At 73.5% G+C, this 23,611-nt stretch carries 19 protein-coding genes; 12 read left to right on the plus strand and 7 right to left on the minus strand.

The features are described from left to right. Positions 1-213 precede the first annotated feature (213 nt). Positions 214-1,074, minus strand: a complete 861-nt coding sequence (locus tag GSY65_RS23035) for an esterase/lipase family protein (protein ID WP_159771915.1) — start codon at positions 1,072-1,074, stop codon at positions 214-216. A gap of 691 nt (positions 1,075-1,765) precedes the next feature. Between GSY65_RS23035 and GSY65_RS23040 the strand changes: the two genes are divergently transcribed. After that, on the plus strand, positions 1,766-2,182 hold the full coding sequence (locus GSY65_RS23040; protein ID WP_055517099.1) for a cobalamin B12-binding domain-containing protein: 417 nt from the start codon (positions 1,766-1,768) through the stop codon (positions 2,180-2,182). Between the two features lie 185 nt (positions 2,183-2,367). Here GSY65_RS23040 and GSY65_RS23045 read toward each other — a convergent pair whose 3' ends face one another. After that, on the minus strand, positions 2,368-3,996 hold the full coding sequence (locus GSY65_RS23045; RefSeq protein ID WP_159771918.1) for a DUF5691 domain-containing protein: 1,629 nt from the start codon (positions 3,994-3,996) through the stop codon (positions 2,368-2,370). A gap of 152 nt (positions 3,997-4,148) precedes the next feature. Next, the gene (locus GSY65_RS23050; protein ID WP_159771921.1) at positions 4,149-5,507 is read right to left on the minus strand and encodes an SWIM zinc finger family protein; all 1,359 of its coding nucleotides are present in this window, start codon (positions 5,505-5,507) and stop codon (positions 4,149-4,151) included. A 133-nt stretch (positions 5,508-5,640) separates the two neighbouring features. Here GSY65_RS23050 and GSY65_RS23055 point away from each other — a divergent pair, with 133 nt between their 5' ends. From GSY65_RS23055 to sucD, 8 genes are all read left to right on the plus strand, one after another. Continuing rightward, on the plus strand, positions 5,641-6,831 hold the full coding sequence (locus GSY65_RS23055) for an AAA family ATPase (RefSeq protein WP_159771924.1): 1,191 nt from the start codon (positions 5,641-5,643) through the stop codon (positions 6,829-6,831). Further along, positions 6,828-9,323 carry a DUF5682 family protein gene (locus GSY65_RS23060; RefSeq protein ID WP_236579995.1) on the plus strand — a complete coding sequence of 832 codons (2,496 nt, stop codon included), beginning with the start codon at positions 6,828-6,830 and terminating at the stop codon, positions 9,321-9,323. The genes GSY65_RS23055 and GSY65_RS23060 overlap by 4 nt, the downstream gene beginning before the upstream one ends. Next, positions 9,320-9,481 carry a hypothetical protein gene (locus tag GSY65_RS23065; RefSeq protein WP_159771927.1) on the plus strand — a complete coding sequence of 54 codons (162 nt, stop codon included), beginning with the start codon at positions 9,320-9,322 and terminating at the stop codon, positions 9,479-9,481. The genes GSY65_RS23060 and GSY65_RS23065 overlap by 4 nt, the downstream gene beginning before the upstream one ends. Positions 9,482-9,558: 77 nt before the next feature. Next, the gene (locus GSY65_RS23070) at positions 9,559-10,722 is read left to right on the plus strand and encodes a vWA domain-containing protein (RefSeq protein ID WP_159776292.1); all 1,164 of its coding nucleotides are present in this window, start codon (positions 9,559-9,561) and stop codon (positions 10,720-10,722) included. Between the two features lie 531 nt (positions 10,723-11,253). Beyond that, positions 11,254-12,063, plus strand: a complete 810-nt coding sequence (locus tag GSY65_RS33980) for a hypothetical protein (protein WP_236579996.1) — start codon at positions 11,254-11,256, stop codon at positions 12,061-12,063. Between the two features lie 270 nt (positions 12,064-12,333). Then, a complete protein-coding gene (locus GSY65_RS23085) occupies positions 12,334-12,561 on the plus strand; it encodes a hypothetical protein (RefSeq protein ID WP_159771936.1) in 228 nt (75 codons plus the stop codon). A 454-nt stretch (positions 12,562-13,015) separates the two neighbouring features. Continuing rightward, on the plus strand, positions 13,016-14,194 hold the full coding sequence (sucC, locus tag GSY65_RS23090; RefSeq protein ID WP_159771939.1) for an ADP-forming succinate--CoA ligase subunit beta: 1,179 nt from the start codon (positions 13,016-13,018) through the stop codon (positions 14,192-14,194). 19 nt (positions 14,195-14,213) lie between these two features. Beyond that, entirely contained in the window at positions 14,214-15,098 is an 885-nt protein-coding gene (sucD, locus tag GSY65_RS23095; RefSeq protein ID WP_159771942.1) for a succinate--CoA ligase subunit alpha, read from the plus strand. A 193-nt stretch (positions 15,099-15,291) separates the two neighbouring features. On the opposite strand, the gene GSY65_RS23100 is transcribed toward sucD, so the two are convergent. Further along, positions 15,292-16,350, minus strand: coding sequence for an RNA polymerase sigma factor (locus tag GSY65_RS23100; protein WP_236579997.1), 1,059 nt, complete (start codon positions 16,348-16,350; stop codon positions 15,292-15,294). A 171-nt stretch (positions 16,351-16,521) separates the two neighbouring features. On the opposite strand from GSY65_RS23100, the gene GSY65_RS23105 reads away from it, so the two are divergent. Continuing rightward, complete coding sequence (locus GSY65_RS23105) at positions 16,522-18,513, plus strand: cell division protein PerM (protein ID WP_236579999.1); 1,992 nt, start codon at positions 16,522-16,524, stop codon at positions 18,511-18,513. A 60-nt stretch (positions 18,514-18,573) separates the two neighbouring features. On the opposite strand, the gene GSY65_RS23110 is transcribed toward GSY65_RS23105, so the two are convergent. Beyond that, positions 18,574-19,422, minus strand: coding sequence for a hypothetical protein (locus GSY65_RS23110; RefSeq protein ID WP_159771948.1), 849 nt, complete (start codon positions 19,420-19,422; stop codon positions 18,574-18,576). 598 nt (positions 19,423-20,020) lie between these two features. On the opposite strand from GSY65_RS23110, the gene purN reads away from it, so the two are divergent. After that, complete coding sequence (gene purN, locus GSY65_RS23115; RefSeq protein ID WP_159771951.1) at positions 20,021-20,650, plus strand: phosphoribosylglycinamide formyltransferase; 630 nt, start codon at positions 20,021-20,023, stop codon at positions 20,648-20,650. Beyond that, positions 20,647-22,230, plus strand: coding sequence for a bifunctional phosphoribosylaminoimidazolecarboxamide formyltransferase/IMP cyclohydrolase (gene purH / locus GSY65_RS23120; RefSeq protein ID WP_159771954.1), 1,584 nt, complete (start codon positions 20,647-20,649; stop codon positions 22,228-22,230). Before purN ends, purH begins: the two co-directional genes overlap by 4 nt. Here purH and GSY65_RS23125 read toward each other — a convergent pair. Next, positions 22,202-22,624: a hypothetical protein gene (locus GSY65_RS23125; RefSeq protein WP_201452873.1), complete on the minus strand. Its 423-nt coding sequence runs from the start codon at positions 22,622-22,624 to the stop codon at positions 22,202-22,204. The two genes, purH and GSY65_RS23125, sit on opposite strands and share 29 nt — an antisense overlap. Before the next feature lie 116 nt (positions 22,625-22,740). Further along, on the minus strand, positions 22,741-23,322 hold the full coding sequence (locus tag GSY65_RS23130; protein WP_159771959.1) for a hypothetical protein: 582 nt from the start codon (positions 23,320-23,322) through the stop codon (positions 22,741-22,743). Between the last annotated feature and the right edge of the window lie 289 nt (positions 23,323-23,611).

The raw sequence follows: 23,611 nt of genomic DNA on the forward strand, positions 1-23,611 counted from the left end.
GGTTCCGGGGTTTCGGGCGCTTCTTGGTGTGCGGATGCGTCGCCTGTGGGGCGCGTGGATGCTGAGCGGAAGGGTGTCGCGGGTCCGGCGCGCGGCAGGGGCGTGCGGAAGCGCGCCGGGTTTAGGGCGATGTACTCCTCGTCGTCCCGCTGTGGCCGTCCTTCGGTGGATGCGGATGGTCATGCCGCATCCGTGGTCCTTCCGCGGTCGCCGTCACGCCACCGTCAGACCGCCCGGCCGGGCGGCGGGGCGGTCTGTTGTCGGGGTCGCGTCCAGCGACCGGCGGATCTCGTCGGCGACGGTGGGGTGCACGGGCAGTGCGAGATGGCCGATGCCGGTGACCTGGACATTGCGCACCATGAGGTCCGGGTGGTCGACGCAGGCGGACTCCACCGGAACCATCACATGATCGAAATCGCTCCAGAACGCCACGAAATGCGTACGGCAGCCCGGCGCCGGCTCCCGCAACTCCTCCAGCACGTCCGAACCCGGCCGCATCTGCCGGACGATCGGGTGCGCGTTCGCGAGGGGGGCGACCTGGGTGCCGCCGTGCGGGGTGCCGAGGGTGACGAGCGTGCGGACCCGCAGGTCGCCGCCGAGCCGCTGCACGTAGTACCGCGCGATCAGCCCGCCCAGACTGTGTCCGACGATGTCGACCCGCTCCCGTCCCGTGCGCGCGCAGATGTCCTCGATGTGCCGGCCGAGCAGCTCGGCGGCGACACGGATGTCGAAGGTGAGCGGCGAGTAGTTCAGGGACTCCAGATGGCGGCCGCCGTCCTGGGTGAGGGCGCGGCGCAGCAGGACGAACACGGAACGGTTGTCGATGAACCCGTGGAGGAGCACCACCGGGGGCTTGTCCTCCGTCGGCAGCCGGGGTGCGTCCGGCGCAGGGGGTGCGGGTGTGGTCCGGCGCTCCGGGATGATCCCGGAGGGGTAGAGCAGCAGGTGTCCGGCGAGGATCGCCAGTTCCAGGGCGGTCGCCTTGAGGAGGGCCACCGAGAGTCCGGCCAGCCCGGCGGGCAGGAGCCGCTCGCAGAGCGGAAGAAGGGGCGCTGCCGCCCTGGTGACCTTCATGCCCGACCCTCCCGTCGGCAGCCGGTCGGACGGCCGGCGTCCCCCGTGTGCCCTGGTGGAAGGCCCGCGGCGCGGTCGGCGGGCGGCGTGGACGCGAAGCCTGGTCATCTGCGGCGCCTGGTGCGTCCGCGCACATCCGGAGTAGCCGGATGCCTCCGATCCCTGCAACGCGTGGTGCGTCCGCGACGCGTGAGGCGTCGGTGACGCCAAGGGAGCCGTCGAACATCCTTCCGGCCCCCGCTGTCCTGCCGTCCTCCGTCCGCCGGTGTCGACCCTCCGTCGCCGTGGCTCCCATGAACGGCGAGGTGGTGCGACCCCGTGCTGACGGCCTTCCTGCGCGCACGCTCCCGTTCGTGGCGCGCGCGGCGCGGGGGCCGAGGGGCCCGGCACGGCTGCCGTGACACCTCACTCCCCGCGACGCGTGGACCGCGAACGGAAGCGGTGCGCGGCGAACGTGTCCCATTGTGTGATTTCCCCCTCGGTCTCCACCGTGAAACTGCCGGTTGCGGGATGCTGGAGATAACGTTCGTTCACTTCCCCGGTGTGTGGTGCGGGTGGCTGCTCCGCGAAACGGATGGCAGGCGGACAGGGCCGGTGCGACGGGTAGTGATATGTACGGGTTTCGCGGTACGTGCGGTAATGACGGCCGTGCTCTGTTACGGATGGGTGTAGTCGTTTCATGGAGGCAGTGATGGGTGTGGCAGCCGGTCCGATCCGCGTGGTGGTGGCCAAGCCGGGACTCGACGGCCACGATCGCGGGGCCAAGGTGATCGCGCGGGCGCTGCGCGACGCCGGTATGGAGGTCATCTACACCGGCCTCCACCAGACACCGGAGCAGATCGTCGACACCGCGATCCAGGAGGACGCCGACGCGATCGGCCTGTCCATCCTCTCGGGCGCGCACAACACGCTCTTCGCGGCCGTCATCGATCTGCTCAAGCAGCGCGACGCCGAGGACATCCTCGTCTTCGGCGGCGGCATCATCCCCGAGGCCGACATCGCGCCCCTCAAGGAGAAGGGTGTCGCCGAGATCTTCACGCCCGGCGCGACGACCGCGTCGATCGTGGACTGGGTCCGGGCGAACGTCCGACAGCCGGCGGGCGCGTAACCGCACCTCCGGCCTGCCGCCCTCAGGCCCCCCAGTACCCCGGGGGGATCCGGGGGTGAGGGAGCGGGGCCTGCGGCTCGGGCCCGCTCGTAGCGGTGCGTGTGCCGAGGAACGGTGGCGCGCACCTCTCCGGCGAAAGCGGGGGCCGGCCCCCGCACCCGCCGACGGAGCCCACGAGCCCTGAGCTACGAGGTGCCCGCCACGCCCGGCGGAGCCAACTCCGCTCTCATCGTCGCGCGCAACCGCAACGTCGTCGCCAGGCGCTGGAACGCCTCAGCCCAGTACCCCCCGGCGCCGGGCGCCGCGTCCTCCGGTTCGTCCGTGGCCGCGGTGAGCGGTTCGAGCCGCGCGGCCTCGTCAGGGTCCAGGCAACGCTCCGCCAGACCCATCACCCCGCTGAAACTCCACGGGTAGCTGCCGGCGTCCCGCGCGATGTCGAGGGCGTCCACCACGGCCCGGCCCAGGGGCGCAACCCACGGGACGTCGCACACTCCGAGCAACTGGAACGCCTCCGACAGGCCGTGCGCCCCGATGAACGCGGCGACCCACTCGGCCCGCTCGTCGGCGTCCAGCGTGGCGAGCAGTTTCGCCCGCTCGGCCAGCGACACGGCCCCCGGCCCGCCCGCCTCCGGGGTGACGGGCTCCCCCAGCAGGGCCCTCGACCAGCCCGGATCACGTTGACGTACCGCCGCCCGGCACCAGGCGCCGTGCAACTCCGCCTGCCAGTCGTCCGCGACGGGCAGCGCCACCATCTCCTCCGGCGAACGGCCGCCGAGCCGGGCAGACCAGACGTCGAGCGGTGTCGCCTCCACCAACTGGCCCAGCCACCACGACCGTTCCCCTCGGCCGGCCGGCGCCTTCGGCTGGACACCGTCGCGTTCCATGTCCGGATCGCACTCGTGGGGCGCCTCGACCACGATCGTGGGCGTGTCGCCCGTACGGTCCACGGTCACGCACGCTGTCGCCCGCCGCGCCATCCGACCGGCCAGTGCCGAGGTGGGCAGCGCGGACAGCAACTCGGCGGCGGTGGAGCGCACATTGCGGCTGCGATCGGACAACGCACCCTCCAGGAACGGCTCGTCCGCCGCCTCCAGTCCCGTCCGGAGCGAGTCGAGGAACATCAGCCGGTCCTCCGCACGTTCCGTCGACCAGGTGGAGACGAGCAGATCCCGTGCGGCGGGCGCGTCCTGGCCGCGCAGGGCGGTGAGGAGCGCCATCCGTTCGGCGAACAGGCCCTCCTGCCACAGGCGTCGCACACGCTCCGGCTCGTCCGCACCGGGCAGCGCCGAACCACCACCCGGTGCGGACCGCAGCGCGAAACGCCAGTCCGCGTTCAACCGCGCCAGCCACAACGCGCGCGTGCCCGCGAACGTCAGGGCGGCGGTCCGCAGATCGGTACGGCCGCGTGCCGCGTCGAGCAACGCGGGCAGCATCTCCGGCGGGGCCGCGTACCCGTGCGCGTTGGCCAGCGCCAGCCACTGGGGCAACAGTTCCATCAGGTCCGGCGCCGTCCCTCGGCGGCCTCCGCCCGTGCCCGGCCGGTCCGTCAGCAGCGTCGCCAGTCGGCGCGCCGCGGCCGGCGGCAACGGCGGCCGTTCGTCCGGTGCGGCGGGTCGCGGTGGCGCCGCCGCCCGCACGGGCCGCAGCCCCGCCCGGCGCCGGACGGTCTCCAGCGCCGCCGCGTCCAGCAGGGCCACCGGCGCCTCCCGGCCGGACGCCGACACCGGAGGCGTACGACGGTCCGTCCCGAGGAGCGCCGTCGTGACGAGCTCCTCCCAGGCGTGGCCCGCCTGTGCCGTTGACCTGGTGCTCATGAGGGTTCCTTCCGTACGCGGAGGACCGGGTGGGCCGGGCCGGCCGGCCGGTCGGCTGTTGCCGGAGCCGGAGCCGGAGCCGGAGCCGGAGCCGGAGCCGGAGCCACTGTCGGTGTCGGTTCCGGCGTTGGTCGGCGTGGTGTCGTCTTCGGTCAGCACAGAGACACCGCTCCTCCCGTCGGGTCCTGAGGCCAGGCCGTGAGCGGCGTGAAGCCCCGGTGACCGCATTCGCCGAAGACCGTGACGGGGGCGCCGCCGGACAGGGCGACGAGGCGCCACAGGCCGGGGCGCGAGCGAGCGGACGGTGTGAGCGGCAGGGCCAAACCGCTGTCCGGGTCCGCCAGTTGCCATGAGTCGTCGTCCGGCGTGGGTATCACCCCGGTGAGCGTGACCGGGTACGAGTCGAGCCACGGGTCGTCCCGCAGGGCCTCGCCGTAACGGGCCGCCGCCTCGGCCGGAGTGACTCCGGGAGGCCGCATGTCCGCGGGCTCGGGCGCGGTGAACCGCTGGCCCAGCGCCGCCCGGAGCTGCCCTCCGCCCGGGTACGCCGACACCTCCGCCTCGAACGCCAGGCCCACCGGCAGCGACAGTTCGGGCGCGCGGCCGGCGGCCCCGTACGACAGCAGCAGCGCCGTCCGGCCCGACTCGGCGCCGTGGAGCCAGATCCGGCGGGTGGTCAGGCGGGAGTCGGACGTGTCGTACTGGGCGAGGGCCAGCCAACGGTCACGGACCGGCGGTCCGTCCGCCGAGCCCGGCAGGCCGACCCGGGAGCGGACCGTCGTCGCGAGCCCTTCCGGGAGGCTCTCGCGGCGCAGCCAGCCCTGGTCGAGCAGGTGGAGGAGGGCGCACTCCTCCAGGAGCCGGACGGGCCAGCCCGCACCCGAACCCGGTATGGCACCCAACTCCCTCACACGCGCGGCCAGTCCGGGAGCCTGCGCGTCGACCATACGGGCAGCCGTCTCCTCCCACAGCCCGTATCCCGCCTGCTCCGCGGCGGCGAGGCCGCCGCGGAGCAGGTCGCTCAGGCGCTGTTCGAGCTCGGTCGCGCCCGCGGTGACGCGGTCGGCACGCCGCTCGGTCCGGCGCCGCGCCGCCTCCGGGTCAGCGGACGTGGCCCCAGATGCCGCGCCCGTCCTCGTCGTCCTCTCCGCTGCGCGCCTGCGGCGGCCTTCCAGCCACTGCTCCGCCCAGTCCGGCGCCTGCCCAGACGGCACCGCACCGGCGTCGCCCGCCCAGAGCAGCAGGAGTCCCAGCGCGTGCTTGCACGGGAACTTCCGGCTCGGACAACTGCACTTGTACGCGGGCCCGGACGGGTCCGCGACGTCGACCACAGTCTGATACGGCTTGCTGCCACTGCCTTTGCACAGTCCCCACACCGTCCCCTCGTCCGAAGTGCCCGCCTGCGACCACGGTCCGGCCGCGGCGAGTTTGCTTCCGGCTTTGCGCGAGGCTGCGTCAGGTGCCAGTGCCAGCACCTGCTCAGCCGTCCAGCGCACCCCCTGCTGAGTCATGTTCCGAAGGTAGATCCCACCACTGACAATTGGCTTGCGCGATCGGATTTCCGCAGGTCAGACTGGATTGTCAGTGGCGTGGTGCACTGTGGTCAGCAGATCCGAACCGGCCGAGCTGGAGGGGGACTCAGCCATGCCTGCGTCCGTAGAAACGACCACTGTCGACCCGAGCCACGACCAGTCCGCGCAGTCCGCGCCCGCGAACGCGCACACAGACACGCACGTACCGGGCGCACCCGCGGGCGGCGAGGAACTGCGCCCGCACGCCGAGCACGCCTTCGCCCACGAACTCGCCGCGCTCGCCGCCCAGGACGACCGGCCCCGCCCGGTCCGCTGGAAGCTGTCGCCGTGGGCGGTCGCCACGTATCTGCTCGGCGGGACGCTCCCGGACGGCACGGTGATCACACCGAAGTACGTCGGCCCGCGCCGCATCGTCGAGGTCGCCGTCACCACCCTCGCCACCGACCGCGCCCTGCTCCTGCTCGGCGTGCCCGGCACCGCCAAGACCTGGGTCTCCGAGCACCTCGCGGCGGCCGTCAGCGGCGACTCGACCCTCCTCGTGCAGGGCACCGCCGGCACCCCGGAGGAGGCGATCCGCTACGGCTGGAACTACGCGCAACTGCTCGCCCACGGCCCGAGCCGCGACGCCCTCGTGCCCAGCCCCGTCATGCGGGCCATGGCGGAGGGCATGACCGCCCGCGTGGAGGAACTGACCCGGATCCCGGCGGACGTCCAGGACACCCTGATCACGATCCTGTCCGAGAAGACCCTGCCCATCCCGGAGCTGGGGCAGGAGGTGCAGGCCGTGCGCGGGTTCAACCTCATCGCCACGGCCAACGACCGCGACCGCGGGGTCAACGACCTGTCGAGCGCCCTGCGCCGCCGCTTCAACACGGTCGTGCTGCCGCTGCCGGAGAGCGCCGACGCCGAGGTGGAGATCGTCTCGCGCCGCGTCGACCAGATCGGCCGCTCCCTCGACCTGCCGACGGCGCCCGACGGCATCGACGAGATCCGCCGCGTCGTCACCGTCTTCCGCGAGCTGCGGGACGGCGTCACCACGGACGGCCGCACGAAGCTGAAGTCGCCCAGCGGCACCCTCTCCACCGCCGAGGCGATCTCCGTCGTCACCAACGGGCTGGCGCTCGCCGCCCACTTCGGCGACGGCGTCCTGCGCCCCTCCGACGTGGCCGCCGGCATCCTCGGCGCCGTCGTCCGCGACCCGGCCGCCGACCGCGTCATCTGGCAGGAGTACCTGGAGGCGGTCGTGCGTGAGCGCGACGGCTGGACCGACTTCTACCGCGCCTGCCGCGAGGTGAGCGCGTGACGGCCCAGCAGGAGCGCCCGGACGTTCCACGGCCGTCCGGCGCCGGACCGTTGCTCCTCGGTGTACGGCACCACGGGCCCGGCTCGGCGCGGGCGGTGCGGGCCGCGCTGGCGGCGGCCCGGCCCCGGGTCGTGCTGATCGAGGGACCACCCGAGGCGGACCCCCTCATCCCGCTCGCCGCCGACGAGGACATGCGGCCCCCGGTCGCCCTCCTCGCCCACGCGGTCGACGAGCCCGGCCGCTCCGCGTTCTGGCCCCTCGCCGAGTTCTCCCCCGAGTGGGTGGCCATCCGCTGGGCCCTGGAGCACGGGGTCCCCGCCCGCTTCATCGACCTCCCGGCCACGCACACGCTGGCCTGGGGGAGGGAGAACACCGCGGCGGCCGAACCGGAAGCACCGACCACGGCGGCTGACGATCCGGCCCCGCGGACACAGGGGGAGACCGCCCCCGCCACGCCAGGGGAGCCGGAGCAGACCGCGGAAGGCTCCGGCGAACCTGCCGACGGGAACCCCGCGGACGACGGTCCGGGAGCCCCGACGGACCCGGTCCGGGTCGACCCGCTGGCCGTGCTCGCGGAGGCCGCCGGTTACGACGACCCGGAGCGCTGGTGGGAGGACGTGGTCGAGCACCGGGGCACGGGCGGGGACGCGTTCGCGCCGTTCGCCGTGCTGGAGGAGGCCATGGGCGCGCTCCGCGAGGGGGACGCCGCCGACGGGCACGACCGCGACTCGGTGCGCGAGGCGTACATGCGCCTGCAGATGCGGGCCGCGCAGAAGGAGTTCGGGGACGACGCGGTGGCCGTCGTGTGCGGGGCCTGGCACGTGCCCGCGCTGCGGCGGAAGCGGACCGTGGCCGCCGACCGGGCCCTGCTCAAGGGGCTGTCCAAGGTCAAGGCCGACATGACCTGGGTGCCGTGGACGCACCGGCGGCTGGCCCGGGCCAGCGGCTATGGCGCGGGCATCGACTCCCCTGGCTGGTACGGGCACCTGTTCGGCGTGCCCGACCGTCCCGTGGAGCGATGGCTGACCAAGGTCGCGGGCCTTCTCCGTGCGGAGGACCGCATCGTGTCCTCCGCACACGTCATCGAGGCGGTACGGCTGGCCGAGACGCTCGCCGCCATGCGCGGCCGCCCCCTGCCGGGTCTGACCGAGACCACCGACGCCGTACGGGCCGTGATGTGCGAGGGCTCGGACGTACCGCTGTCGCTGGTGCACGACCGGCTGGTGGTCGGGGACGTCCTGGGGGAGGTGCCCGAGGCGGCGCCGGCCGTCCCGCTGCAGCGGGACCTGGCACGGCTCCAGCGGCGGCTGCGCCTCAAGCCGGAGGCGCTGGAACGCGAACTGGAACTCGACCTGCGCAAGGAGAACGACGCCGGGCGCAGCCGCCTGCTGCACCGGCTGCGGCTGCTCGGCGTCGCCTGGGGCGAGCCCGCCGTGTCGCGGAGCAGCACGGGCACGTTCCGGGAGACCTGGCGGCTGCGCTGGGAGCCGGAGCTCGCCGTGCGGGTCGCCGAGGCAGGGGTGTGGGGGACCACGGTGCTCGCGGCGGCGACCGCGAAGGCCGAGGCGGACGCGGTCGCCGCCCCGTCGCTCGCCGACATCACCACGCTCGCCGAGCGCTGTCTCCTGGCCGAACTGACCGCCGCGCTCCCCATGGTGATGCGGGTGCTCGCCGACCGCGCCGCCCTCGACGCCGACGTCGCCCACCTCGCGCAGGCGCTCCCGGCCCTGGTCCGTTCCCTGCGCTACGGCGACGTCCGCGCCACCGACACCCGGGCGCTCACCGAGGTCGCCGCCGGGCTCGCCGAGCGGATCTTCGTCGGACTGCCCCCGGCCTGTGCCGCGCTCGACGCGGACGCCGCGCAGGAGATGCGAGGCCATGTGGACGCGGTGCACGGAGCGGTGGGGCTGCTGGGCGACGCCGTCCGCACCGGGCACGGTGACCTGAGGGTCCGCTGGCACTCCGTCCTGCGGGTGCTCTCCGGGCGGGACACCGTTCCGGGCGTCGTCCGGGGCCGGGCCGTCCGGATCCTGCTGGACGACGGGGAGCTGGCGCAGGACGAGGCGGCCCGGCTCATGGGGCTCGTCCTGTCGCCGGGCACGGCCCCGGCCGACGCGGCGGCATGGATCGAGGGCTTCGTCGGCGGCGCCTCGGGCGGCGGCATGCTGCTGGTCCACGACGAACGGCTCCTCGGGCTGGTGGACACGTGGCTGACCGGGGTGCCGGGGGACGCGTTCACGGACGTACTGCCGCTGCTGCGGCGGACGTTCTCGGCGTACGAGCCGGGGGTGCGCAGGACGCTCGGCGAACTGGTGCGTCGCGGACCCGGACGGGGGAGTACGGCGGCCGGCGGCGGATCCGGCGCACCCGGTTTCGCGGCCGACCTCGACACCGACCGCGCGGACGCGGTGCTGCCGGTGGTGCGGCTGCTGCTGGGCCTGGACGACCGGGCCCCCATCGACGACAACGACCTTGCGGGGGTGGCGGGATGACGACGGACGGACTGAGCCGGACGGGGCGGGCCGCGCAGGCGGTGGCCGCCGGGGACGGCCACGGCCACGCGCCGGAGCCCCGGTCGGGTGACCGGCCGACGACGACGGTGCCGGTGATGCCGCTGTGGGCGCGGCCTCGTACGGGGGTCCGCGGATGACGGTGCAGGGGATCACGGACGGGGCGAAGCACGCCGCGGACGCGGCGAAGGGGACCGCGGAGGGGGCGACGGCGGCCATGGAGGGCACGTACGAGCAGGCGGCCGACGAACGGCTGCGGCGTTGGCGGCTGGTCCTCGGAGGGGAGGCGGCCGACGGCACCGGGTGCGCGCTCGGCGGCCGGGACGTGGCCATGGACCAGGCGCTGACCGCCCTGTACGGCAAGGGGGACAAGCCGCAGACCGGGAGGGACCGTTCGGCGGGGCTCGGGGCGTCGGCGCCGTCGGTGGCGCGGTGGCTCGGCGACATCCGGACGTACTTCCCCTCCTCCGTCGTCCAGGTCATGCAGCGCGACGCGATCGACCGCCTCGGGCTGTCCACGCTGCTGCTCGAACCGGAGATGCTGGAGGCGGTGGAGGCCGACGTCCACCTCGTCGGCACCCTGCTCTCCCTCAACAAGGCCATGCCGGAGACGACGAAGGAGACGGCGCGGGCCGTCGTGCGCAAGGTCGTCGAGGACCTGGAGAAGCGGCTCGCGACCCGCACCCGAGCCACCCTCACCGGTGCGCTCGACCGCAGCGCCCGTGTCAGCCGGCCGCGCCATCACGACATCGACTGGAACCGCACGATCGCGGCCAACCTGAAGAACTACCTGCCCGAGTACCGCACGGTCGTGCCCGAGCGGCTCATCGGGTACGGGCGGGCCTCGCAGTCGGTGAAGAAAGAGGTCATCCTCTGCATCGACCAGTCGGGGTCGATGGCGGCGTCGGTCGTCTACGCGTCCGTGTTCGGGGCGGTGCTCGCGTCGATGCGGTCCATCAGCACCCGGCTCGTCGTCTTCGACACGGCGGTCGTCGACCTCACCGACCAGCTCGACGACCCCGTCGACGTCCTCTTCGGCACCCAGCTCGGCGGTGGCACGGACATCAACCGGGCGCTCGCCTACTGCCAGTCGCAGATCACCCGGCCCGCGGAGACGGTGGTGGTGCTGATCAGCGACCTCTACGAGGGCGGGATCCGCAACGAGATGCTGAAACGGGTGGCGGCGATGAAGGCGTCCGGGGTGCAGTTCGTGACGCTGCTCGCGCTGTCCGACGAGGGGGCGCCCGCCTATGACCGGGAGCACGCGGCGGCCCTCTCCGCCCTCGGCGCACCGGCGTTCGCCTGCACACCCGACCTGTTCCCGGAGGTGATGGCGGCGGCCATTGAGAAGCGGCCCCTGCCGATACCGGACAGCGCCTGAGGGGGCTGCACGGGCAGGGCAACTGTTGTCGCAGGGGCAGGGGCAGGGGCAGGGGCAGGGGCAGGGGCAGGGGCAGAGCGCAGGCGCGGGAGGGGAGGGCGGGGAACCGGACAGGGGAGGTTGTAATGTGGACATGACAATGCGGCGGTGGCGTGGGGCTTGCGTGACGGCGGGCGGTCCGTGCGAGGATCGGCAGCGCTTCACAGCCTTCACACGGGTGTGCGCGCCTCCACCCCGTACTCCGTAGGACCGCCGCACGGGAGGAACCTCCCCGTCTTGACTCCAGCCGTCGCACTTCCCGGTGCCGGTGCCGGTGCCGGTGCCGGTGCCAGTGCCGCCCCGCGCATCTCGCGTGCGGCCGCCGGGCGCCGTGTTGTGTGGCTTCTCCTGCTGGCGGGCGGGCTGTTCGTCCTCGGGGTTCTCTGCGCGGGGCGGGCGAACGCGGCCGAGGGGACCGTGACTTCGCTCCCGGTCGTCACGAGCGCCGTTGATCCGGGACCTGGGGGTACGGGGTCTGCCGAGACGACCGGCGTGGTCGATGACGTGGTGCCGCCGGTGGCCCGGGACGTCGTGCAGCCGGTCGCTGACGAAGTCCTGCGGCCGTTCACCGAGGACGTGTCGCGGCCGGTCGGGGATGTCGTGGAGGCCGTGACCGGGGGAATGGGCGACACGTCGTCCTTCCCGCCGGGAGCGCAGGTGCCGTCGTGGCCCGGCGGCTCCGATTGGCCGCGGCTTCCTGAGCTGCCGGGCGGGCCGGAGATGCCCGAGATACCCGGCGTGCCCGAGATACCCGGTGTGCCCGAGATACCCGGCGTGCCTGAGATACCCGGCGTGCCTGAGCTGCCGGGCGTGCCTGAGTTGCCCGAGTTGCCCGAGTTGCCCGGCGTGCCTGCGTGGCCCACGGTGCCGGGGGAGACGACGCCCGTCGGCGTGACGCCTCGTGAGCCGGGCGTGGTGCGGCCCGGCAAGGCCGGCCAGGGTGTGGACGGCGGTCGTGAGCGACGCCGCGTCGGTCCGGCTCGCGCCGCGCACGGACCGTTCGCCGGGGACGGTGACGTGGCCGCCGTGGCGGCCCACCACCACGACGCCGGTGCCGGTGACGCGCGTGCCGGTGACGCGCGTGCCGGGCGGACGCCCGAGCCCCAGGCCCCCGACGGAGTGCCTGCGGACGCCCTCGGCGTTCACTCCGTCGCCGACAACGGCGGGCCGCGTCACGCCGAGCCCCACGCCGTCACTTCTCTTCAGCGGGCGCCGTCGAGTCTCGCGCCCGGCGCCACCGTGGCCGACGCCGCTGGCGGGACCCAGGACCGGCGCCGGGACATCCCCGAGTTCCCCGGGTAGGGCAAGCCGCCCCCGTCACCGCCTCGTCGAGCGGGGGAGAACGGCCAGATCCGCCCGCTCGCCCTCCGTCCGGAACATTCCCTCCCCTGTCGCGGAGGCCCGGACGCACCCCCTCGGAACCGGTACCGCGGCCCCGTCATGACGACGGAGGCGACCACTCCGGGTGCTCAGCCGCCGGCCCGGCGCGCAGGACGCGACGACAGCGGCCGCACCGGTCGCGGGTTCCCACCCGGTTCCACGACTCGGCACCCCGAAGGAACTGACGTACGCGTGAACGAGAACATCCGCCGCTCCCTCGTCCTGGCCGCCGATGCCACCGGCGCGGGGGCGCTCGGCGCCGCCACCGCCGACGCGGACGAACCGCACACGCCGACGGTCACCGCGTCCGACGTGAGCGTGGACCCCGCCGACTCGATCGCGCCGGAGCGCCTCCCGCGCGGCCTGTGCCGGCGGGCCGTGCCCCGTCCCACCCGGCGGCCGTACGGGACGGGCGGGTGAAGGGGGCCGGCTCGTAGTACTGCTCCCCTCCGGCGGAGCCCCGGACAGCCGAAAGCCGTCGGCCGGGTCCGGGTGGATACCGGCGGGGAGGGGCGGGTGGTCCTCACTGGGGAGACGATCACCCGCCGCGGCCCTTCCCCGAGTCGAGGAAGGGCCCGGAAAGGGGCCTCACCGGGCGCACCCCAGCCCGGTGAGGCCCCGCGATCCGATGCCCACGCGGCTCACATCCGGCACGCCGTGCCAGTGAGCGCGGCATCATGTGACAGGTATCACCGCTCAGGTGTGACGCGCGATTTAGAGGGCTCCCGGAAGCAGAGATAACCTGCGAGACGGACATGCCGCGCGCTCGGACACCGTGTGCGCCTCCCTTGTGACTCTCGGCGGACGTCACGTTGCCCTTCGCGGCACGCCCACGCATCCAACGAACCGCGATCACTGATAGGGACGGAAGCGCGTGGACCTGTTCGAGTACCAGGCGAGGGACCTCTTCGCCAAGCACGGTGTACCGGTGCTGGCCGGTGAAGTCATCGACACGCCTGAGGCGGCGCGCGAGATCACCGAGCGGCTGGGCGGCAAGTCGGTCGTCAAGGCTCAGGTGAAGGTCGGTGGTCGAGGCAAGGCCGGCGGTGTGAAGCTCGCCGCCACCCCGGACGAGGCCGTCGCCCGTTCGACGGACATCCTCGGCATGGACATCAAGGGCCACACGGTCCACAAGGTCATGATCGCCGAGACCGCGCCGGAGATCGTCGAGGAGTACTACGTCTCCTTCCTCCTCGACCGCACCAACCGCACCTTCCTCTCCATCGCCTCCGTCGAGGGCGGCATGGAGATCGAGGAGGTGGCGGCCACCCGCCCCGAGGCCGTCGCCAAGACCCCCATCGACGCCAACGAGGGTGTGACCCCCGAGGTCGCCCGCCGGATCGTCGAGGCCGCGAAGTTCCCGGCCGAGGTCGCCGACAAGGTCGCCGACATCCTCGTCACCCTGTGGAAGACCTTCGTCGCCGAGGACGCTCTCCTCGTCGAGGTCAACCCGCTGGCGAAGGTCGCCTCCGGCGACGTCATCGCCCTCGACGGCAAGGTCTCCCTCGACGAGAACGCCGAGTTCCGTCAGCCCTCGCACGAGGAGCTCCAGGACAAGGCGTCGGCCAACCCGCTGGAGGCCGCCGCCAAGGAGAAGGGCCTCAACTACGTCAAGCTCGACGGCGAGGTCGGCATCATCGGCAACGGCGCGGGTCTCGTCATGAGCACCCTGGACGTCGTCGCCTACGCCGGTGAGGCGCACGGTGGCGTCAAGCCCGCCAACTTCCTCGACATCGGTGGTGGCGCCTCCGCCGCCGTCATGGCGAACGGTCTGGAGATCATCCTCGGCGACCCGGACGTCAAGTCCGTCTTCGTCAACGTCTTCGGCGGCATCACCGCGTGCGACGAGGTCGCCAACGGCATCGTGCAGGCGCTGCAGCTGCTCAAGGACCGGGGCGAGGAAGTCACCAAGCCGCTCGTCGTCCGTCTCGACGGCAACAACGCCGAGCTGGGTCGCAAGATCCTCTCCGACGCCAACCACCCGCTGGTCCAGCGCGTGGACACCATGGACGGCGCGGCCGACAAGGCCGCCGAGCTCGCGGCTGCGAAGTAAGGGACGAGGACACACAGCCATGGCTATCTTCCTCAACAAGGACAGCAAGGTCATCGTCCAGGGCATGACCGGTGCCACGGGCATGAAGCACACCAAGCTCATGCTGGCCGACGGCACGAACATCGTCGGTGGCGTGAACCCCCGCAAGGCGGGCACGAGCGTCGACGTCGACGGCACCGAGATCCCGGTCTTCGGCACCGTGGCCGAGGCGATCGAGAAGACGGGCGCGAACGTGTCCGTCCTCTTCGTGCCGCCGGCCTTCGCCAAGGCCGCCGTCGTCGAGGCCATCGACGCGGAGATCCCCCTCGCGGTCGTCATCACCGAGGGCATCGCCGTGCACGACTCCGCCGCGTTCTACGCGTACGCGGTCGAGAAGGGCAACAAGACCCGCATCATCGGTCCCAACTGCCCCGGTCTGATCACTCCGGGTCAGTCGAACGCCGGCATCATCCCCGGTGACATCACCAAGCCGGGCCGCATCGGTCTCGTCTCGAAGTCCGGCACGCTGACGTACCAGATGATGTACGAGCTGCGTGACATCGGCTTCTCGTCGGCCGTCGGCATCGGTGGCGACCCGGTCATCGGCACCACGCACATCGACGCGCTCGCCGCGTTCGAGGCCGACCCCGACACCGACCTCATCGTGATGATCGGTGAGATCGGTGGCGACGCCGAGGAGCGTGCCGCCGACTTCATCAAGGCGAACGTGACGAAGCCGGTCGTCGGTTACGTCGCGGGCTTCACCGCGCCCGAGGGCAAGACCATGGGCCACGCCGGCGCCATCGTCTCCGGTTCCTCCGGCACGGCCGCCGCGAAGAAGGAGGCCCTGGAGGCCGCCGGTGTCAAGGTCGGCAAGACCCCGACCGAGACGGCGAAGCTGGCGCGCGAGATCCTCGGCGGCTGAACGCTGGGCACCTGGTGCTGAGCACTCGGCGCTGAGCACTCGCTCCAGCCGAACGTCGAGCGGGCCCGTACCCCTGTGTGGGTGCGGGCCCGTCGCGTTGCCCTCGGAGCCACCCGGCCCTCGGGTTCACCGGACCCCCGGATACACCCGACCCTGGTCTCACCTGGCCTCCGGATTCACCTGGCCTCCGGATTCACCTGGCCTCCGGGTGGAGGCGTTCGGGCCCTGCTGCCGTCGCCGCTCTGAGCTTGGACCGCAGCTTGAGCTGCTTGGCGGAGAGGGGGCCGGGGGCCACCCGCGGGGGGACACCGCTCACCGGGGCGCCCGGGGGGACCGGTGGTTCGTAGTGGTCGGGTGCGGTGCGCAGGGTCAGCGCGGTGGTGGTGAGGAGCACGCCGGCGAAGACGACCGCGGCGTAGATCCACCGCCGGGCCCGCAGCTCGGCCCTGGTGCGCAGGGCGATCGGCCGCGTCGGCCGGGGCCGGACGTCGGCCGCCAGCTCGGTCAGCAGCCGGCGCAGTTCCTCGGGCGCCGCCGGTTCCGGGAGGCACGCGGTGACGACCGCCCGCGCGTACTCCACCCGCCCCGCCGTCGCCGGGGTGCTCGCCTCCGTCTCGGCTGCCGTCTCCGGCAGGTCCAGGCCCACGCCGTCGTAGAGGACGAGGGCGCGGCGGTACGGGGGCCGCAGTCTCTGGAGCTCGGCGAACAGGGCGCGCACGGCCGGATCCTTCGGCGTCGGCTCCGGCCCCGGCTCCGGGCTGCGGAAGGGGACGGGGAGGCGATGACGCAGCTGGTGCCACGGCGAGAGGGCGCAGTCGTGGGCCACCGCCCGCACCCACCCGGCCGGGTCCCGGTCCACGGCCACCTCCGGCCAGCGCTGCCAAGCCTGCTGGAAGGCCCGCTCGACCGCGTCGCGGGCCTGCCGAAGGCTGCCGGTGAGCAGATACGTCTGCTGGACGAGGGCGGGGGCGCAGTACGCGTAAAGGGCGTCGAAGGCCTGCGCGGCCGTCGGCGGCGGAGGCGCGAGCCCTGGGTCGGCGGCGGCCTCGGCGTCCGTGGAGAGGGGCTGCTCGTACCACTCGACCTCACCGGCGGCGACGGCGTCACCCTCGACCTCACTGGGGGGACCGGCCTCGCACCCGTCCTCGGCCCCGGTACCGGAGGCGGAGTCATCGGGGACGGAGGCAACGGGGACGGAGGCAACGGGGACGGGCCCGGTCCCCGTGTCGGCGGGAGCCTGGGCCCCGGTCATCGGTGGCCCTCGCCCGGTGCGGAACCCTGCTGAGAACCCTGCCGGGCCGCCCCCGGTGCCCTCCGTCGACTGGAGGGAACCGCTCCGCGTACGAGAAAGCACATAAGCACATAGTGGGCGACACGTGCGCGAATCCCCTGTTACCCGAGTAAAGCGCGTGTCGTTGGGAGCATGGCGGACGTGACGCACGTGACCGACCCGAACGACCCTTCCACCGCATCGGAGCGCTCCTCCCCGCACGGCCGCTCGGCGCCGCCCCAGCCCTTCCCGGCCGGCCTGCCGTCGCTGTCCGAGCTGTCCCCATTGTCCCTCCGGACGCGCCGCCGGTCGTCCCGACTGGTCACCGGGCTGCTGGGCGGAGTCCTGGCGGCAGGGCTCGGTCTCGCGGCGTTCACGGCGCTGGTGATGGTGCTGTGGATCAGCTCGCCGTACCCGGACAGCGGGCCGGGCGGGGCCCTGCACGTGGCGGCGGCCCTGTGGCTGCTGTCCCACGGCGTGGAACTGGTCCGGACGGACACCCTCTCGGGCGCCCCCGCACCCGTCGGCATCGTCCCCCTGCTGCTGCTCGCCCCGCCGCTGGTCCTGCTGCACCGATCCGCCCGCGACCACGCAGGGGAAAGCCCCGGCACCGGCGCGCGGGCGACCTGGGCCGGGCTCGTCGTCGGTTACACCGCTGTCGGCGGGGCGGTCACGCTGTACGCGTCGGGTGGTGTGCTGCGCCCCTCGTGGTGGGCGGTGGTGTGCGTGCCAGCGCTGGCAGCGCTCGCGGCGGGCACAGGGGTGTGGGCGGGGCGCGGGCGCCCCCGGCTGCCCCTGCCCACGCCCCTCGCCGGCGTACTGGAGACGGAAGGCCACCGGCAGGTGGTGACCGCCGCGTGGCGGGCCGCCGGGGCGGGCGCGCTGGCGCTGGTCGGGGGCGGGGCGCTGCTGGTCGCGGTGTCCCTGCTGGGGCACGGTGACGCGGTCCGCGCGTCGTTCCCGCAGCTCACCGAGGGATGGTCCGGTCGTTTCGCCGTCCTGCTGCTCTGTGTGGCCCTGGTACCGAACGCGGCGGTGTGGGCGGCTGCCTATGCGCTGGGTCCCGGCTTCGTCCTGGGCGCCGGGCACGTCGTGGCGCCTCTGGCGTCGGCGGCACCGGCCACGCCGCTGCCGCCGTTCCCGCTGCTCGCGGCGGTCCCGGCGGGGGACGGTACGCCGCTGACCTGGGCGGTGGGGGTGGTGCCGCTGGCCGCCGGGGTCACCGTGGGGTGGTTCACGGGGGCGCGGGCCGCGGCCGAGCGCGGTGCTCCGTGGTCCGTGCGCCGTACCGCGGCCTCCGCGCTCGTCGCCGCCGCTCTGTGCGCCGTCGCCGTAGCCCTGCTCACCCTTCTCGCGAGCGGACCCCTCGGAGTGGCCGCGCTCAGCCACGTCGGGCCCCTCTGGTGGCAGACCGGCGGAGCGGCCGGACTCTGGGTGGCCACCGTCGCCCCGCCCGTCGCCCTCGCGTCACGCTGGTGGCGCTCCCGCGCCCGCGGGACCGCCCGGGACGCGGACCGGCGCACGGCCACGCCGGTCGGACAACGGGCCTCCACGGGAGAGTCCGCGGGAGGGACCACAGGTGAGAACGCGAGGAAGCGCACCGGCTTGCGAGGCGGACTGTTCCACCGCAAGGGGGCAAGGGCTGACGGGGCGCGGTCGAGGGGAAAGCAGGGCGGGGCGGACCGGGAGCGAGGGGCGGCCGGTGGGCCGGGTGCTGCGGTGCCCGCGTTCCCGCGCGAGTGGGAGGCGGCGTTGGACGCGGCGGCACCGCGTGAGCGTTTCGCGGGCCTGCCGTTGGCCGCGCTGATCTCCGCGGCCGACGGGCACGCGGACCACCCTTCGGACGGGCCCTTCCCCGACGGGGGTGCCGGGGACGGTACCGGGGCCGCAGGCCACCCGGACCGGTCTCTCACGGACGCCGCCGCGCCCACCCCATCGCGACCGGAGCCGATCCGCTCCCCGCGTCCGGAGCCGATCCGCTCCCCGCGTCCGGGCCGACGGCGGCTCCGGGCCGGGGCTCTGTCGCTGCCCACGTGGTTCCCCGGGGCGACGCGGCCGACGCGGGGTCCGGTCGCGGAGCCGGCACCCATCTCCCTCGGCCCAGCCGAGCCGACGTCTGTGCGGGCACCCGAGCAGGCCTCATGACGCGTCTCGACCTGGTCTGTCGACCCTCGGCGACGGTCGTTCGCCGCCACCGTCCACGGCCTACTGGGCGCTGCCCAGCATGTCCCGTACCGGGCCCTCGGGGAGGAGTTCCTTGCAGGACTTCTCGGAGGCCGTGGTGAGGGCGTCGTTCACGCAGGTGTAGTAGTCGCGGTACACGAACTGGGTCGTGAACGTGGCGATCACGACGGTCAGGGCGAGGGAGGCCGTCACGAGGCCGCTGACGGCCGCCGTCCGCTGGGGTCGGCCGCTCACCTCGGGGCGGGTCGGCGCGTCGGGGTCCGGCGTGCGCGGCTTGGCGCGCAGGGCGCTGATCCCCCAGTACAGGGCCAGCGAGCCGAGCAGCAGGGCCACGTACGGCCAGGCGAAGAGGGCGAAGAAGAAGGCCCACATTCCGGAGAGCAGCGCGTACCGCGCGCGACGCTGGGCGGGGTCGGTCGGGTCCCAGCGCATTCCGGCCCCCGGACCGCCGTCCGTGCCCTGACCGGAACCCCCCGGTCCCTGGGCGCCGGGACGGTCACCGAAATGCCCTCCGGTGGAGCGGCCGGGCTGCCGGTCGCTCCACTGACTGCCCCACGGCGAGTGACCACCCCCGCCGTGGCCGCCGTCGGAACCCTGGCCGCCCGCGGGCCGCCGAGGCTGCCACGGCCGATCGGGCGCGCCCTCCGGCGGCGGCGCGAACGGATTGTCCTCGGACGGACCCGATGAACCCGTCGCACCGGATGGGCCGGGCGAACCGGAGGAGTCCGCGGAACCGGAGGAACCACCGGCCCCGGACGACCCCGGCTGCCCGGGCCGCCCGGAGGCGTCCTCGCTCTCGCGCGGGGGCGTGGGAGAGGAGCTCCGCTCGCGCAGCAGGAGCGAAGGGAGGCGGAGGCTGCGGTCCGGCATCAGGAGGCGTCTTCCCCTTGGTGTTACGGCGGTGTCGGTACGGCGGGCGGTGCGGCTGTTCGGTTCGGCGGTTCGGTGGGGCGGTCCGTGCGGCTGCTCGGTATGGCGGTCGGTGCGGCTGCCGGACCCGCTGTCGAGCGGCAGTCGGTTCGGCGGCCGAGTCGGCCGGTTGTCGGTACGGCGGTGCTACGGCGGTGGGCACAGCGGTGAACAGGTCACCGTCGACGGTGTCGACGGCGTCGGCTGAACACGCTGCTGAGCGTGCCTGGTGCGGCGGTGGATTCGGCTGGTACGGCATGAGCTGTCACTTCGTGAACGCCCCGCACACCGGCCGCGTTCCCGACCGCCTCACCGGGCCCGCTCCTCGCAGACGCTACCTTCCGGCCACGCCCCCGTCCCACGGGGGCCGCCGGGTGTGCCGGTATCGTTGCTGACGGTCGGCCGGTTCGTAGACTTCCCCGTATCGGGGGACGTAAAGCATTCGTATGAATGCACAAGTACGGGTCCGGCGGGCCGGATCGCTCCGCACGACCGTGGGGCGACCTCCAGGAACCCGTGCACACCCGCACGGGACCAGAACCGCAGAAAGGGTCCCACCGTGGCCGCCAAGCCCGTGGCCAAGCGCCTCGTCGTGCTGGTATCCGGATCCGGCACCAACCTCCAGGCGCTGCTCGACACCATCGCGGCGACCGGCGTCGAGGCCTACGGCGCCGAGATCGTGGCCGTCGGGGCCGACCGCGGAGGCATCGAAGGGCTCGCCCGCGCCGAGCGCGCCGGGCTGCCGACGTTCGTCTGCCGCGTCAAGGACCACGGCACCCGCGAGGAGTGGGACGCGGCGCTCGCCGAGGCCGTCGCCGCGTACGAGCCGGATCTGGTCGTGTCCGCCGGGTTCATGAAGATCGTGGGCAAGGAGTTCCTCGCCCGGTTCGGCGGGCGGTTCGTCAACACGCACCCCGCCCTCCTGCCCAGTTTTCCCGGAGCCCACGGTGTGCGTGACGCGCTCGCGTACGGCGCCAGGGTCACCGGCTGCACCGTCCACTTCGTCGACGACGGCGTCGACACGGGGCCGATCATCGCGCAGGGCGTGGTGGAGGTCCGGGACGAGGACGACGAGAGCGCTCTGCACGAGCGCATCAAGGAAGTCGAGCGAAGGCTGCTCGTCGATGTCGTGGGGCGGCTCGCCCGCAACGGCTATCGCATTGAGGGACGAAAGGTAGTTATCCAGTGACCGCCGACAGCACTGTCACGGCCGAGAGCGGCAAGCGGGCCATCCGTCGCGCGCTCGTCAGCGTCTACGACAAGACCGGGCTCGACGAGCTCGCCCGTGGCCTGCACGAGGCGGGCGTGGAGCTCGTCTCCACCGGGTCGACCGCCGGGCGCATCGCCGCCGCCGGTGTCCCCGTCACCAAGGTCGAGGAGCTGACCGGCTTCCCCGAGTGCCTGGACGGCCGGGTCAAGACGCTGCACCCCAAGGTGCACGCGGGCATCCTCGCCGACCTCCGGCTGGAGGACCACCGGCGCCAGCTCACCGAGCTGGGCGTTGAGCCGTTCGACCTGGTCGTCGTGAACCTCTACCCGTTCCGTGAGACCGTCGCCTCCGGCGCCACCCCGGACGAGTGCGTGGAGCAGATCGACATCGGCGGCCCGTCGATGGTGCGCGCGGCCGCCAAGAACCACCCGTCGGTCGCCGTGGTCACCAGCCCCGACCGGTACGCGGACGTCCTGACGGCCGTCCAGGACGGCGGCTTCGACCTCGCCGCCCGCAAGCGGCTGGCCGCCGAGGCGTTCCGGCACACCGCCGAGTACGACATCGCCGTCTCCTCCTGGTTCGCCTCGGCCTACGCGCCCGCCGACGACTCGCCGTTCCCCGACTTCGTCGCCTCCGCGCTGGAGCGCAAGAGCACCCTGCGCTACGGCGAGAACCCGCACCAGCCCGCGGCTCTCTACGTCGACGGCACCGGCAGCGGTCTCGCCGAGGCCGAGCAGCTGCACGGCAAGGAGATGTCGTACAACAACTACACGGACACGGACGCCGCCCGCCGTGCCGCGTACGACCACGACGAGCCCTGCGTCGCGATCATCAAGCACGCCAACCCCTGTGGCATCGCGATCGGCGCGGACGTCGCCGAGGCGCACCGCAAGGCGCACGCCTGCGACCCGCTGTCCGCGTTCGGCGGCGTCATCGCCGTCAACCGGCCGGTGAGCAAGGAGATGGCCGAGCAGGTCGCCGAGATCTTCACCGAGGTCATCGTCGCGCCCGACTACGAGGAGGGCGCCCTCGACGCCCTCGCCAAGAAGAAGAACATCCGCGTGCTGAAGGCCCCGGCCGCGCCCTCCCACCCCGCCGAGGTCAAGCCGATCGACGGCGGTGCCCTCCTCCAGGTGACGGACCGTCTCCAGGCCGACGGCGACGACCCGGCGAACTGGACGCTCGCGACCGGCGATGTTCTCTCCGCCGAGGAGCTGGCGGAACTGGCCTTCGCGTGGCGGGCCTGCCGCGCGGTGAAGTCCAACGCGATCCTCCTCGCCAAGGACGGCGCCTCCGTCGGCGTCGGCATGGGCCAGGTCAACCGCGTGGACTCCGCGAAGCTCGCCGTCGAGCGGGCCGGCGCCGAGCGGGCGCGGGGCTCGTACGCCGCCTCCGACGCCTTCTTCCCGTTCCCGGACGGGTTGGAGATCCTCACCGAGGCCGGCGTCAAGGCCGTCGTCCAGCCCGGCGGCTCGGTCCGCGACGAACTGGTCGTCGAGGCCGCCCGGAAGGCGGGCGTCACCATGTACTTCACGGGGACACGGCACTTCTTCCACTGACCGCCGGACGGCAGAGCGCAAGCAGGACCCGGGCAGGGCTGAGGCAGGCCCCAGGCAGGGCAGAGGTACGGCAGAAGGGGCGCGCCGCACGATGGGGCGCGCCCCCTTGTCGTTCCGGCAGCGGGACCGGAGGCCAGCGGTTCTTGCTGACGACGCCCTTCCCCTGCTTGCCGGCCCTCGTGTACAGCTTGCCGGCGAAGCGCACCGGCGTGCGGTCCTGCCGGCCGGGGACGGCCACCGTCCGGTCCGGCCGCACCGGACGGCACTTCCCGGCCCGGTCGATCGGCTGGTCGAGGGAGCCCTCGGCGCGTTCCAGCACGAGGACGGTGGCGCCGTCGAGCAGCGGCCGCGACGGGTCGTCCACGGTCGGCGTCCCGTACGTGCGGATGAGCATCGGGAAGCGCAGCCGGCGCAGCGACGCGGGGCCCCGGGTCCGGTGGGCCCGCTCGGCCGGAACGCGCCGAAGGGCCGTACCCCGTCCGGGGTCCGGCCCTTCGTGGGCCCGGCGGCTCAGTAGCGCGGGCGGTTGAACCACGCCTTGCCGTTGGCGTTGCCGGCGAAGACGGCTATCAGGATGCCCAGCACCAGGTGGACCAGGCCGATGAGGAAGAACGGGTAGATGCTCAGGACGGCGGTGATGATGCCGAAGACCATCGCGGCGACGCGCACACCGTTGCCGCCGCTCTTGAACTTCACCGCGAGCATGATCGCGTAGACGAGCCAGCCGACGGCGAACACGGCGATCGCCCACATCATGCCGACCGGGACGTCACCGAGCGCGTCCTGCAGTGCCGGGTCCTCGGCGCTGTCGCTGGCCGCGCTGACGGCCGCCGCGCCGATCGCGTACAGCAGGACGCCGATGACCTGGAGACCGGCGATGACCCAGAGCATCACGCGGGCCGCGCCGACCGTGCTGGGCATGGTCGTGGGCGCGCCTCCCGGGAACCCGCCGCCGTAGCCCTGCGAGACCGGCGGGGCGGTCGGGTAGCCGTAACCGGGCTGCTGGGGCTGGTTCTGCTGCGGGTAGCCGTAGCCCTGGGACGGCTGCTGCTGGGGCTGGCCGTAGGGGTTGTTCGGGTCACCGAAGCTCATGGCGGGTCTCCTCCGTTGCCTTGTGCGGGGACGCGCGGCACGGGTCGGAGGAATGCCCTGCTCTGTTGTGGTCACGCCCCCCGGCAGTGCCCGCGGCACTGTGTCCCAATCGTTTTATATGCCTGCTCGGATGTCCAGCCGGATTCCGGGGACGTTGTGCAAGTGCAACACATCCGATCTTGTCGGCCGCTGCCGGGCGGGCGCCCGGGGACACCGCGAGGCCCTCGCGGAGGCGCACCTCCGGCGCGCTCACGCGGCATCTGCGAACGCCGGCTTCGTCCGCCGACGG

This window comes from Streptomyces sp. HM190, from assembly GCF_009857135.1.
GTDB classification, from domain to species: Bacteria; Actinomycetota; Actinomycetes; order Streptomycetales; family Streptomycetaceae; genus Streptomyces; species Streptomyces heilongjiangensis.

Coding starts and splice junctions, on each gene's coding strand:
- GSY65_RS23035 (WP_159771915.1), bottom strand. CDS start 1,074: ATGAAGGTCACCAGGGCGGCAGCGCCCCTTCTTCCGCTCTGCGAGCGG.
- GSY65_RS23040 (WP_055517099.1), top strand. CDS start 1,766: ATGGGTGTGGCAGCCGGTCCGATCCGCGTGGTGGTGGCCAAGCCGGGA.
- GSY65_RS23045 (WP_159771918.1), bottom strand. CDS start 3,996: ATGAGCACCAGGTCAACGGCACAGGCGGGCCACGCCTGGGAGGAGCTC.
- GSY65_RS23050 (WP_159771921.1), bottom strand. CDS start 5,507: ATGACTCAGCAGGGGGTGCGCTGGACGGCTGAGCAGGTGCTGGCACTG.
- GSY65_RS23055 (WP_159771924.1), top strand. CDS start 5,641: ATGCCTGCGTCCGTAGAAACGACCACTGTCGACCCGAGCCACGACCAG.
- GSY65_RS23065 (WP_159771927.1), top strand. CDS start 9,320: ATGACGACGGACGGACTGAGCCGGACGGGGCGGGCCGCGCAGGCGGTG.
- GSY65_RS23070 (WP_159776292.1), top strand. CDS start 9,559: ATGGAGGGCACGTACGAGCAGGCGGCCGACGAACGGCTGCGGCGTTGG.
- sucD (WP_159771942.1), top strand. CDS start 14,214: ATGGCTATCTTCCTCAACAAGGACAGCAAGGTCATCGTCCAGGGCATG.
- GSY65_RS23100 (WP_236579997.1), bottom strand. CDS start 16,350: ATGACCGGGGCCCAGGCTCCCGCCGACACGGGGACCGGGCCCGTCCCC.
- GSY65_RS23105 (WP_236579999.1), top strand. CDS start 16,522: ATGGCGGACGTGACGCACGTGACCGACCCGAACGACCCTTCCACCGCA.
- GSY65_RS23110 (WP_159771948.1), bottom strand. CDS start 19,422: ATGCCGGACCGCAGCCTCCGCCTCCCTTCGCTCCTGCTGCGCGAGCGG.
- GSY65_RS23125 (WP_201452873.1), bottom strand. CDS start 22,624: ATGCTCATCCGCACGTACGGGACGCCGACCGTGGACGACCCGTCGCGG.
- GSY65_RS23130 (WP_159771959.1), bottom strand. CDS start 23,322: ATGAGCTTCGGTGACCCGAACAACCCCTACGGCCAGCCCCAGCAGCAG.